At 56.9% G+C, this 12,160-nt stretch carries 11 protein-coding genes; 6 read left to right on the forward strand and 5 right to left on the reverse strand.

The genetic code is table 11. The features are described from left to right. Nucleotides 1–110: 110 nt before the first annotated feature. On the forward strand, nt 111–1,469 hold the full coding sequence (gene gorA, locus EL257_RS12810; RefSeq protein WP_126363032.1) for a glutathione-disulfide reductase: 1,359 nt from the start codon (nt 111–113) through the stop codon (nt 1,467–1,469). Here gorA and EL257_RS12815 read toward each other — a convergent pair. Further along, nucleotides 1,466–2,482: a DNA-binding protein gene (locus EL257_RS12815; protein ID WP_126363034.1), complete on the reverse strand. Its 1,017-nt coding sequence runs from the start codon at nt 2,480–2,482 to the stop codon at nt 1,466–1,468. The two genes, gorA and EL257_RS12815, sit on opposite strands and share 4 nt — an antisense overlap. Before the next feature lie 176 nt (nt 2,483–2,658). Here EL257_RS12815 and EL257_RS12820 point away from each other — a divergent pair, with 176 nt between their 5' ends. From EL257_RS12820 to ahpF, 3 genes are all read left to right on the forward strand, one after another. Further along, entirely contained in the window at nt 2,659–3,597 is a 939-nt protein-coding gene (locus tag EL257_RS12820; protein WP_126363036.1) for a site-specific integrase, read from the forward strand. 137 nt (nt 3,598–3,734) lie between these two features. After that, complete coding sequence (gene ahpC, locus EL257_RS12825; protein WP_126363038.1) at nt 3,735–4,298, forward strand: alkyl hydroperoxide reductase subunit C; 564 nt, start codon at nt 3,735–3,737, stop codon at nt 4,296–4,298. Nucleotides 4,299–4,422: 124 nt separating this feature from the next. Further along, entirely contained in the window at nt 4,423–5,985 is a 1,563-nt protein-coding gene (gene ahpF, locus EL257_RS12830; RefSeq protein WP_126363040.1) for an alkyl hydroperoxide reductase subunit F, read from the forward strand. Nucleotides 5,986–6,100: 115 nt separating this feature from the next. Here ahpF and gloA read toward each other — a convergent pair whose 3' ends face one another. Then, nucleotides 6,101–6,622 (reverse strand): lactoylglutathione lyase, encoded by a 522-nt coding sequence (gene gloA, locus EL257_RS12835; protein ID WP_126363042.1) that lies wholly within the window; start codon nt 6,620–6,622, stop codon nt 6,101–6,103. A 137-nt stretch (nt 6,623–6,759) separates the two neighbouring features. Between gloA and EL257_RS12840 the strand changes: the two genes are divergently transcribed. Further along, entirely contained in the window at nt 6,760–7,278 is a 519-nt protein-coding gene (locus EL257_RS12840) for a DUF4946 domain-containing protein (RefSeq protein ID WP_126368092.1), read from the forward strand. A gap of 218 nt (nt 7,279–7,496) precedes the next feature. On the opposite strand, the gene EL257_RS12845 is transcribed toward EL257_RS12840, so the two are convergent. Both EL257_RS12845 and EL257_RS12850 read right to left on the reverse strand, forming a co-directional pair. Then, the gene (locus EL257_RS12845) at nt 7,497–7,862 is read right to left on the reverse strand and encodes a histone-like nucleoid-structuring protein, MvaT/MvaU family (RefSeq protein ID WP_126368094.1); all 366 of its coding nucleotides are present in this window, start codon (nt 7,860–7,862) and stop codon (nt 7,497–7,499) included. Between the two features lie 234 nt (nt 7,863–8,096). Continuing rightward, nucleotides 8,097–9,632, reverse strand: a complete 1,536-nt coding sequence (locus EL257_RS12850) for an EAL domain-containing protein (RefSeq protein WP_126363044.1) — start codon at nt 9,630–9,632, stop codon at nt 8,097–8,099. 419 nt (nt 9,633–10,051) lie between these two features. On the opposite strand from EL257_RS12850, the gene hppD reads away from it, so the two are divergent. Beyond that, nucleotides 10,052–11,128 (forward strand): 4-hydroxyphenylpyruvate dioxygenase, encoded by a 1,077-nt coding sequence (gene hppD, locus EL257_RS12855; protein ID WP_126363046.1) that lies wholly within the window; start codon nt 10,052–10,054, stop codon nt 11,126–11,128. Nucleotides 11,129–11,274: 146 nt separating this feature from the next. Here hppD and rarD read toward each other — a convergent pair whose 3' ends face one another. Beyond that, nucleotides 11,275–12,156, reverse strand: coding sequence for an EamA family transporter RarD (gene rarD / locus EL257_RS12860; protein WP_126363047.1), 882 nt, complete (start codon nt 12,154–12,156; stop codon nt 11,275–11,277). Between the last annotated feature and the right edge of the window lie 4 nt (nt 12,157–12,160).

The raw sequence follows: 12,160 nt of genomic DNA on the forward strand, positions 1-12,160 counted from the left end.
AAGAAAAAGCCACCTTCGGGTGGCTTTTTCATTTTCCGCCCTTATATGGATTGCAGTGCTTGCCCAATGGACGGCGGCAGGTATGCTGATCGCCTGCCGAGGAGATAGAAATGGCCTACGATTTTGACCTTTATGTGATTGGTGCCGGTTCCGGCGGTGTGCGCGCTGCGCGGTTTGCCGCGGGTTTCGGCGCAAAAGTGGCAGTAGCGGAAAGCCGTTATCTCGGCGGGACCTGCGTCAACGTCGGTTGTGTGCCAAAGAAGCTGTTGGTATACGGCGCGCATTTCCCCGAAGAATTCGAGCAGTCTTCCGGTTTTGGCTGGAGCCTGGGTGAGGCGACTTTCGATTGGGCGACGCTGATTGCCAACAAGGATCGCGAGATCAATCGCCTCAACAGCATCTATCGCAATCTGCTGGTCAACAGCGGCGTGACGCTGCACGAAGCCCACGCGAAAATCGTCGGCTCGAACGAAGTTGAAGTGAACGGCCAGCGCTACAGCGCGAAGCACATTCTGATCGCCACCGGTGGCTGGCCGCAGATTCCGGACATTCCGGGGCACGAACATGCGATCGGCTCCAACGAGGCCTTTTTCCTCAAAGAACTGCCCAAGCGCGTATTGGTGGTGGGCGGCGGCTATATCGCCGTGGAGTTTGCCGGAATTTTTCACGGTCTTGGTGCCGAGACTACGCTGCTGTATCGCGGCGATCTGTTCTTGCGTGGCTTCGATGGCGCCGTGCGCAGGCATCTGCAGGAAGAGCTCACCAAGCACGGTCTGGATCTGCAATTCAACGCCGACATCGCGCGCATCGATAAGCAGGCCGATGGCAGCCTGAAAGCCACACTCAAAGATGGACGCGTGCTCGAAGCAGACTGCGTGTTTTACGCCACTGGCCGTCGTCCGATGCTGGACAATCTCGGCCTGGAAAACACCGGTGTGCAGTTCACTGACAAAGGCTTCATCAAAGTCGATGATCTGTACCAAACCACCGAGCCGTCCATTCTTGCCCTCGGCGACGTCATTGGCCGGGTGCAACTCACGCCGGTCGCATTGGCTGAAGGCATGGCCGTGGCGCGGCGCTTGTTCAAGCCGGAGCAATACCGCCCGGTGGATTACAAGATGATCCCGACGGCCGTATTCAGTCTGCCGAATATCGGCACAGTGGGCCTGAGCGAAGAAGAGGCCCGCGAGGCGGGTCACGATGTGGTGATTTATGAAAGTCGTTTCCGGCCGATGAAGCTGACCCTGACACAGTCTCAGGAAAAAACCCTGATGAAACTGGTGGTCGACGGCAAGACCGACAAGGTCCTCGGCTGCCACATGGTCGGTCCGGATGCTGGTGAAATCGTGCAAGGTCTGGCCATCGCGCTGAAGGCTGGCGCAACCAAGCGTGACTTCGACGACACGATCGGGGTTCACCCGACGGCCGCCGAAGAGTTTGTCACCATGCGTACACCGGTCGGCGCTTAAGCGTCGTTCGGTTTGCCTGTGTCTGGCGTTGCCGCGACGGTGGCCGCCAGGCGCTTGCTGTCTTCCAGAGTTGCTTGAGCTTTGAGCAACTCTTTTTCCAGAGTCTGATTGACCATCGTCTGCTCGTCGACGCTCTGTTTGAGCGCCTGGCTTTCCAGCGTGGCCACGCGCAAGCGTTCCTGGAGGAGGGTGCGCTCGCTATCCATTCGCGTGCTTTGTTCCAGTAACTGATCCTGGCGCTGGTTGCTCTGCTTGAGCTGATCCTGCAGCAAGTTCAGCTCGCGCTGAGTGCCGCGGTTTTCTGTGAGCAGGCGTTCGTTGTCGCGGTGCAGTTGCGTGATCTCGTCCTGACGCACCAACGCACTTTGCTGGGCTTGACGCAGTTCGGCCTGAATCTGCTGCACCTGGCTTTCGTGACGGCTCTGATCCTGCTCGCGCTGCTCTCGGCTGGCGTTGCGGTAATGCTCCAGCGCATCGCGGGCGTGCAGATGCTTTTCTTCCAGCGAGCGAATCTGCTCGTCCTTGTCCTGCAAGCGCAACTCGAAGTCGGCCAGTGCCTGATTCAGCCCGGCATTGCGCGTCTGCTCGGTCTGCAACATCGAGCGCGTGTTGTTCAGCGCTTCGGATTCGCGCGCCAGTGCGGCGCCTTGAATGTCGTGCTCGTGCTCGAGTTTTTCCAGAGCCTGGCGGGTTTCTTTCAACTCGCTTTCCAGCGCTTCACGTTGCGCCTCGAACTGCTCGCGCGCTTGTTCGATGGGCTCTTGCGCCTGCTCTTTAAGGCGTTGGGCGAGGCGCGAGACGAGGGCGGCGAGTTCGTCGTCGATCGGTTCTGCCGACGCTTCGACCGGTTGAGCGCCATCGTCCAGCTCTTTCAGATAACGATGGATCGTGGTTTTCGAGCCGGTGTTACCCATTTCAATGCGTACCGCATCGATGCTTGGGTGTTCGCCGCGCGCCAGAATCGCGGTGCGCGCGATTTGCACGAGGGCTTTGGTTATGCCGCCACGGGCCATATCAACTCCTACGGTTTCATACTGTGGTACATGCCACTATGAAGGCTAGTGTACCACGTCAAAAACAAAGTTGAATAATTGAGGTTTAAGACGCGGGATATACTGGTATTACCCATTGTCAGACGGCAAAATGTGCTTTTGCACCCTTGCATCAGTACGCCAGCGAGAAAACAGGCATGAGCGACATCGATCGCTATTTGCAAGCCGCCACCCGTGACAACACGCGCCGCAGCTATCGCGCGGCCATCGAACATTTCGAAGTGAAGTGGGGAGGGTTCCTGCCAGCCACCGCTGACAGCGTTGCGCGCTATCTGGTCGCGCACGCTGGCGAGCTGTCGATCAATACGCTGAAGCTGCGTCTGTCGGCGCTGGCGCAGTGGCACAACAGTCAGGGCTTTGCCGATCCGACCAAGTCGCCTGTGGTGCGCAAGGTATTCAAAGGCATTCGTGCTTTGCATCCAGCACAAGAGAAACAGGCCGAGCCGTTGCAGTTGCAGGATCTGCAACGCGTCGTTGGCTGGCTCGAGCAAGAGGCGCAGACAGCGAGAGCGCAACAGGATCGTCCCGCGCTGCTCAAGGCTTATCGCGATCGCGCATTGATTCTTCTGGGATTCTGGCGCGGTTTCCGTAGCGATGAACTGTGCCGTTTGCAGATCGAGCATGTGCAAGCGCACGCCGGTAAAGGCATCACCCTTTATCTGCCGCGCAGCAAGGGCGACCGGGAAAACCTGGGGCAGACTTATCAAGCGCCGGCACTGCTGAAGCTCTGCCCGGTGCAGGCCTACATCGACTGGATAACGGAAGCGGCGCTGGTGCGCGGTCCGGTTTTTCGCAGCATCGACCGCTGGGGCAATCTGAACGAAGAGGGCTTGCACGCCAACAGCATCATTCCGTTACTGCGCCAGGCCTTGCAGCGTGCCGGGATTGCCGCCGAGAACTACACAAGCCATTCCCTGCGGCGCGGCTTCGCCACATGGGCGCATCAAAGCGGCTGGGATCTGAAATCACTGATGAGTTACGTGGGCTGGAAGGACATGAAATCCGCCATGCGCTATGTTGAGGTCAGCCCATTCCAGGGAATGGCTCGGATTATGGATAAACCGGATCAACCGTAGAGATCGTTTTCTTCTATTAATACAGCCAGCTAATAGCGAAAACAAATCAGCAGTATCAGGTTTGCCAATGAGCCTTCCGTCGAGTGAGTGGGTAGGATTCACCCATCAACTTCATAACCCCTGACGGAGAGTCATCGATGCCTATCATCAACAGCCAAGTAAAACCGTTCAAAGCTACCGCATTCAAAAACGGCGACTTCGTTCAAGTCTCGGACGCTGACTTGAAAGGCAAGTGGTCCGTGGTGTTCTTCTACCCAGCCGACTTCACCTTCGTTTGCCCAACCGAGCTGGAAGACCTGGCCGACAACTACGCTGAGTTCAAGAAGCTGGGCGTGGAAATCTACAGCGTTTCGACCGACACCCACTTTGCTCACGCTGCCTGGCACAACACTTCGCCAGCCATCGGCAAAATCCAATACACCATGATCGGCGACCCGACCCACGTCATCTCCCGCAACTTCGACGTGCTGATCGAAGAAGCTGGTCTGGCTGACCGTGGCACCTTCGTGATCAACCCTGAAGGCCAGATCAAAATCGTTGAACTGAACGATGGCGGCGTTGGCCGTGACGCTTCCGAGCTGCTGCGCAAAATCAAGGCTGCTCAGTACGTCGCTGCACACCCAGGCGAAGTTTGCCCGGCCAAGTGGAAAGAAGGCGAGGCCACTCTGGCTCCGTCGCTGGACCTGGTCGGCAAGATCTAAGTCTGTGACATGCAACGCAGGGCGGCACGCCGCACCTTCTTAAGTTAGCTGCACCGCCCAATAAAAATGCCCGGGCGAGATTCGCTCGGGCTTTTTTTCGCCTCAAATAAAGGAAATCGCCCGTATGTTGGACGCCAATCTTAAAGCCCAGTTGAAATCGTACCTGGAACGGGTCACCCAGCCGATCGAGATCGTTGCATCCCTCGACGACGGTGCGAAATCCCGTGAAATGCTTGACCTGCTGAAAGACGTTGCCAGTCTTTCGAGCCAAATTACCTTGATCGACAGCGGTGACGATGCCCGCAAGCCATCGTTCTCGATCAACCGCCCCGGCGCCGACATCAGCCTGCGCTTCGCCGGCATTCCGATGGGCCACGAGTTCACCTCGCTGGTACTGGCGTTGCTGCAAGTCGGTGGCCACCCATCGAAGGCCAGCGCTGAAGTGATCGAGCAGATTCGCTCGCTCAAAGGTGAGTTTGTCTTTGAAACCTACTTCTCGCTGTCTTGCCAAAACTGCCCGGACGTTGTGCAGGCGCTGAACCTGATGGCGGTGCTCAATCCGAACATCCGCCACGTTGCCATCGACGGCGCGTTGTTCCAGGACGAAGTCAACGATCGCAAGATCATGGCCGTGCCGAGCATCTACTTGAACGGCGAAAACTTCGGCCAGGGCCGAATGGGCCTGGAAGAAATCCTCGCCAAGCTCGACACCGGCGCCATCGTGCGTCAGGCCGAGAAGATCAGCGCCAAAGAAGCCTTTGACGTATTGGTCGTCGGCGGTGGCCCGGCCGGCGCGTCGGCGGCCATTTATGCAGCGCGTAAGGGTATCCGCACCGGTGTTGCCGCTGAGCGTTTCGGCGGTCAGGTGCTGGACACTATGGCCATCGAAAACTTCATTTCCGTGCAGGAAACCGAAGGGCCGAAACTGGCTACGGCGCTGGAAGAACACGTCAAGCAATACGACGTCGACATCATGAACCTGCAACGCGCCGACAAGCTGATCCCCGGCAAAAATGGCGAGCTGCATGAAGTCCATTTCGCCAGCGGCGCAACGCTGAAAGCCAAAAGCGTGATTTTGGCGACTGGTGCGCGGTGGCGTGAAATGAACGTGCCGGGCGAGCAGGAATACCGTAACAAGGGCGTGGCGTACTGCCCGCACTGCGACGGTCCGCTGTTCAAAGGCAAGCGAGTGGCAGTGATTGGCGGCGGTAACTCAGGCGTCGAAGCGGCCATCGACCTGGCCGGTATCGTCTCGCACGTCACGCTGCTGGAATTCGACGTACAACTGCGTGCCGACGCCGTCCTGCAGCGCAAGCTGCACAGCCTGCCGAATGTCACCGTGATCACCAGTGCGCAAACCACTGAAGTGACCGGTAATGGCGAGAAGGTCAACGGTCTGCGTTACAAGGATCGCACCAGCGATGAGTTGCGTACGGTCGAGCTGGAAGGGATCTTCGTGCAGATCGGACTGCTGCCGAACACCGACTGGCTCAAAGGCACCATCGAGTTGTCGCCGCGCGGTGAGATCATCGTTGATAACCGTGGCGAGACTTCGATCCCGGGGATCTTCGCAGCGGGTGACGTGACCACTGTGCCGTACAAGCAGATCGTGATTGCAGTGGGCGAGGGTGCCAAGGCTTCGCTCAGTGCTTTCGATCACTTGATTCGCACTTCCGCTCCGGCTTAACCGCCCTGGCAGAATGAAAAAACCCGTGAGCGATCACGGGTTTTTTTATGCCTGAAGCAAAAGATCGCAGCCTGCGGCAGCTCCTACAGAGACTGTGTAGGAGCCTGCGATCTTTTTACAGCGGGGCTGGCTGGATGATTTCGACCCAGTAACCGTCCGGATCCTTGATGAACGCCAGGCTTTTCATGCGGCCATCGCTCAGGCGCTTCTGGAAGTCGCAACCCAATTCTTCAAAACGTGCACACGCGGCGACGATGTCCGGCACCGAGATGCAAATGTGGCCGAAACCACGTGGATCGGTGTTGCCGTTGTGATAGGCGAAATCAGCATCGTTTTCGGTGCCGTGGTTGTGGGTCAGTTCCAGAATGCCCGGGATCGACTTCATCCATTCGGTGCGCGCTGCGGCGTCGGCTGGAATCTGTGCTTTGTCGACCAGCGCGAGAAAGTACAGGCTGAACTCGGCTTCCGGGAAGTCACGCTTCTCGACCAGCGAGAAACCCAGCACGCGGGTGTAGAAATCCAGCGACTTGGTGATGTCTTTGACGCGCAGCATGGTGTGGTTGAAAACGAAGTTACGGGTTGCGCTGTCTGGCGTGGCAGTGACGCCGGGGAAAGTGTTCAGTTCGTTGAGGCTCATGGGCCCTCCAATAACTATGGTCGAGTGAATGGGCGCAATCATACGCATGCCGGCCGGCATCGCCAAATGCAGGGCGGGCTTGCCGTGCGGCTGGCCGGGGCTCAGACTTTGCTTTCTACCTTCGAGTGCGTCCGGCAATGATCCGACTGTTCAAATCGCTGTTTGTTTTTTTTGGCTTGTCTTTGACTGCGGTTCCCGTAATCGCGGGTGAACCCAGCGTCACTTGGCCTGCCGGTTGGCAGGTGGAATCGCTTCCCGAAGCGTCGCTGCAGGTTTCCCGTCAGCGCGCAGCGAAGACTGACGCCGATGGCAATCAGGTGATGGTCATGGAATTGACCATGACGCAGGTTGAAACCGGGCATCAGGTCAACTTGCAGGGCGTTTTGCTGGAAATGCGCAAATCAATCCAGAAGGACTTTTTCCAGAGCGGTTACCAAAGCGTCTGCAACAAAGTTCACCCGGCGACGCTGGGTGATTTGCCAGCACTGGAATCCACTTGCACGATCACTGAAAACGGCCGGCATGTGTTATCGCAAACCTTGGTCGCAGCGGTCGAGGCAGATAAGGCTTATGTTCTTTCCTACGCTGGGCAGGCAGAGGCTTATAAGGCGAGTGCAGACGAGATAGTCGCAGTCAGAAACAGCCTGAAACTTTAGTCGATCGATCTGGCCAAGGCGCAGAGAATACCCGAAGGGATTAAGTACAAAGTTTAAAACCCGCCGTCATCTGCAACATTGAGCAGCAAATTATTTGAATATGATTCAAGAACGTTACAGGGATCTCGAAACTTGCGAGATGAAATTCATTTCATTTGTTAGATAATGTCAAGAAAAAAGCCCTGCATCATGCAGGGCTTTGTTTGTTGGCGTGACCTTTAATCGCGCAACCAGGAATCGACAGTGGCAGCACCGTATTGTTCTTTCCAGGCTTTCAGCCCTCGGTGGTTGCCGCCCTTGGTCTCGATCAGCTCGCCGGTGTGCGGGTTGTGATAAACCTTGACCACGCGAGCGCGGCGGGTTTTCGGCGCGGCGGACGCTTGCAGAGCCGACTTTGACGGGTTCGGATCGAGAATGGCGATGATTTCCTTCAGGCCCTTGCCATAGTTTTTCATCAGCCCCAGAAGCTTTTCTTCAAATTCAATTTCTTTCTTGAGGCCGGCATCGTTCTTCAGCGACTCCAGCTGCTTGAGCTGCTCCTGAAGGGCTTTTTCAGCTGCACGAAATTCAGCGAGTCTGGACAATATCTTTACTCCAATAGTGTATTTGGCTGATACCAACCGCCAACAAAGCTGTAAGCCAAGAGCCTTGAAGCGACTCGGTGATAATGGCTCACCTGCCAATCTTGCTCAGGTTGAAAAAATTGTAGTAGTTAATGCCTCAAGAGTAAATCCTGATGTTGCCTGCATGTAACGGCAGTTGTTTTTTGAATCAATTTGGTGCGTTTCGTCGGTGTGTTCAGCTAAAACCTGGCTTAGTTAATCGTGACTTAATGCGCGAAGAAATTCCCCTGCCGGCATGGGTTTTCCGAACAGATAGCCCTGCAGAAAGTTGACGTGATGAGCGGTCAGATATTCCGCCTGCTCTTGAGTTTCGACACCTTCGGCAACAATACCTAGATCAAGCTTCGCCGAAAGTTCGATGATCGTGTCGAGAATATGTCGAGAAAGCGCGTCGATGCCGATCATCGCAACGAAGCTCTGATCGATCTTGAGAAAGTCGACATTGAATTTGCGCAGGTAGCCCAGGCTTGAATGACCGGTGCCGAAGTCGTCGAGGGCAATCTTCACGCCCAGGCCATGCAACTGCTCGAACAGCTGGTGGGTGATGTCAGTTGGCTCAATCAATTGCCGTTCGGTCAGCTCCAAAATCAGCCTGATGCTGTCCGGCGCGAAAGCTGCGAGGAATTCGCGGCAGTCTTCCACCAGCTCCAGATCCCGACAATGGCTTGCCGTGATGTTGATGCTGATATGAAAAGGCTGCGGCAGCATCGCCGATTGCGGGCCGAGCAGGGCGGCGGTCTGCTGCATCAGCGCGCGGGTCATAGGCACGATCAGACCCGAATGTTCGGCAAACGGGATGAACAGATCGGGGCGCACCAGTCCTTCCTTGGGATGGTTCCAGCGCATCAACACCTCGGCGCCCGACCATTGTCTGCTGTCACCATGCACCACTGGCTGAAAATACGGAATGAACTCGCCGGCATCCAGCGCACGCTGCATTTCATGGCTCGGCGAGGTCGAGCGTTTTTGCAACACATGGCCAATGGCAGCCGAGACCGCGCCAAAAAATATCAGCAGGCTGAACAGCGGTGGGTATTCCTCCGCCATGTAGCGCCAGACTTCGCCTTGCGGGAAGCCCGCCGACACGCTGAACGCGTGACGCTGGGACACTGACTGGCTGAGTGCAACGGGGATCACGGGCAGAGCGCCATCGTGCACTTGGCCATCGACCGAGAGCCAATTGTCGCCGACTTGCAGCACCAGCAAGGTCTGCCGGCCGATCAAGCGCAAGATGTTGGTCAGATGGTAACCGTCCAACGTCGTCAGAGCACCGCCGCGACCATCGCTGAGACGATACACCAGCAATGCCGTGTTGGGCGTCACCGGGTTGCCGTTCATGAGCCACAATTTGCCCTGATGATAATCTCCGGTATTCACTGCCTCGTTAAAGTCGCCGAACAGCGAACTGCAATAGAGGTTGTTGTCCCACACCAGATTGGTCGAGCGCACGAAAGGGCGGCGTGTGACCTGCTCGCGCAAGGCCAGTTTGACCTCTTCGCAGGTCTGACCGGCCAGCGGCAACAAATCCCGCGCCGCTTGCTCGGTGTTGTCGAGCATCAGGTCGAACTGACGCCGTGCCTCTTCGGCTGTGTGTCGGGCGCTCTGCTCGAGTGTGCGTTCGGCCTGCACGTAGAGAATCACGCTGCCCAGCACCACTGGCAGCAAGCCGCTCAACAGCGTGACGGCGATACGGGTGCTGCGTTTGCTGCGAGGTCTGACGGTCAACGGCATGGGCGCATCCTGTCGCGATGAGTGAGGCTTTTGAGCACTGGCCGGGCAACGGCGCGCCGCTGAAAATATCGAGCCAGAGGAAGGATAGATGGCGGATGCCGCTTGCGCCGCGCATGGGCTGATCTTCGTACGCACAAACCCCTTGCGCCGGTCAGGAAAAAGCGGATTTTATAGAGAGGGCAGACAAGCCTATTTACGCTGTGTAGAATCGGTTTACGCATACAATAATAATCGTCTTCTGGCAGCAGAAGCCTCGCCCGCAAGAGCCTTGGGTCGACAATGAAGATATTCGGGTTTCAACTGATCTATGGTGACTTCCTTGCCCGCAGTGTGCGCGGCATTTCCTGCGCGCCACCCCGCAACCTCGCATGACTGACAAATAACTCTGGTTAATTGATAAGAAATGATGAGGCGCCACCATGGCAGATTTATACGAAAACCCAATGGGCCTGATGGGCTTTGAGTTCATCGAGTTCGCGTCGCCGACGCCGGGCACTCTGGAGCCGATCTTCGAGATCATGGGCTTCACCAAAGTCGCCAGCCACCGTTCCAAGAACGTGCACCTGTACCGTCAGGGCGCGATCAACCTGATCCTCAATAACGAACCCAACAGCGTTGCTTCGTACTTCGCCGCCGAACACGGCCCGTCCGTCTGCGGCATGGCGTTCCGCGTCAAGGATTCGCAAAAGGCTTACAACCGCGCGCTGGAACTCGGCGCTCAGCCGATTCACATCGAAACCGGCCCGATGGAGCTGAACCTGCCGGCGATCAAAGGCATTGGCGGCGCGCCGCTGTACCTGATCGACCGTTTCGGCGAAGGCAGCTCGATCTACGACATCGACTTCGTCTTTATCGAAGGCGTTGACCGCAACCCGGTCGGTGCAGGCCTGAAGATCATCGATCACCTGACGCATAACGTGTATCGCGGTCGCATGGCCTACTGGGCGAACTTCTACGAGAAGCTGTTCAACTTCCGCGAGATCCGCTACTTCGACATCAAGGGCGAATACACCGGCCTGACCTCGAAGGCGATGACAGCGCCGGATGGCATGATCCGCATCCCGTTGAACGAAGAGTCGTCGAAGGGCGCCGGGCAGATCGAAGAATTCCTGATGCAGTTCAACGGTGAAGGCATTCAGCACGTCGCGTTTCTCACTGATGACCTGATCAAGACCTGGGACCAGTTGAAGAAAATCGGCATGCGCTTCATGACGGCGCCGCCGGACACTTACTACGAAATGCTTGAGGGGCGCCTGCCGAACCACGGCGAGCCGGTCGATCAGCTGCAATCGCGTGGCATCCTGCTTGATGGTGCATCGGAGCAGGGCGACAAGCGTCTGCTGCTGCAGATCTTCTCGGAAACCCTGATGGGCCCGGTGTTCTTCGAATTCATTCAGCGCAAGGGCGATGACGGATTCGGTGAGGGCAACTTCAAGGCTTTGTTCGAATCAATCGAGCGTGACCAGGTGCGTCGTGGTGTGCTGACCACGGAATAATCCGTAGCTGAAATGAAAAAATCCCGGCCTGCAGAGATGCAGTGCCGGGATTTTTTTCAACATCAAAAGATCGCAGCCTTCGGCAGCTCCTACATTTGGAATGCGTTTTTCCTGTAGGAGCTGCCGAAGGCTGCGATCTTTTGTTTTTAGAGCCGACGCTGCCGCATCAAGTGTTTGAAGCCTTCGAATATCAGCACCACCACCGCGGCCCAGATCGGAATGTAGGTCAGCCACTCACCTGCCTCGATGCTCTCGCCCAGCAACAGCGCCACCGCGAGCAACAGCACCGGCTCAACGTAACTCAACAAACCAAACAGACTGAACGGCAACAAGCGGCTGGCGATGATGTAAACCACCAGCGCCGAGGCACTGATCAGCCCGAGCAGTGGAATCAGCCACATCAGCCCCGGATATTGATCAAACACAGCCAAGCCCTGGTCGCCGCCCTGAACGAACCAATACGCCACCGGCAGCATCAGCGTCATGTCGACCCACAGGCCGCCGAGGTGGTCGGTTTTCAGGTATTTGCGCAGCACGAAATACAGCGGGTAGCCAACGACCACGACCAGCGTTGCCCAGGAAAATCCGCCGACCTGATACAGCTCGTTCAACACACCGAGACTGGCAAAGAACACCGCGATTTTCTGTAGATACGACAGGCTCTCGCCATAGGCAATACGCCCGGTCAGCACCATCGCCAAAGGCAGCAGGAAATAGCCCAGCGACACATCCAGGCTGTAGCCGTTGAGCGGTGCCCACATGAACAGCCACAACTGCACGCCAAGCAAGGCGGAAGAGACCATCAGCCCGGCGATCAGTTTCGGCTTCGCCGTCATCAGTCGGACCAGCTCCAGCACCCGTCGCCATTCGCTGGAAACCAGCATGAATACGGTCATGCAGGGCACGGTCAGCAGCATTCGCCAACCGAAAATTTCCACGCCGCTCAGTGGGGTGAGCAGCGAGGTGTAGTAATACATGACGGCAAACAGCACCGAGGCTGAAACCGATAGAGCGATACCTTTAGACAAGCTG

This window comes from Pseudomonas fluorescens, from assembly GCF_900636825.1.
GTDB classification, from domain to species: Bacteria; Pseudomonadota; Gammaproteobacteria; order Pseudomonadales; family Pseudomonadaceae; genus Aquipseudomonas; species Aquipseudomonas fluorescens_BG.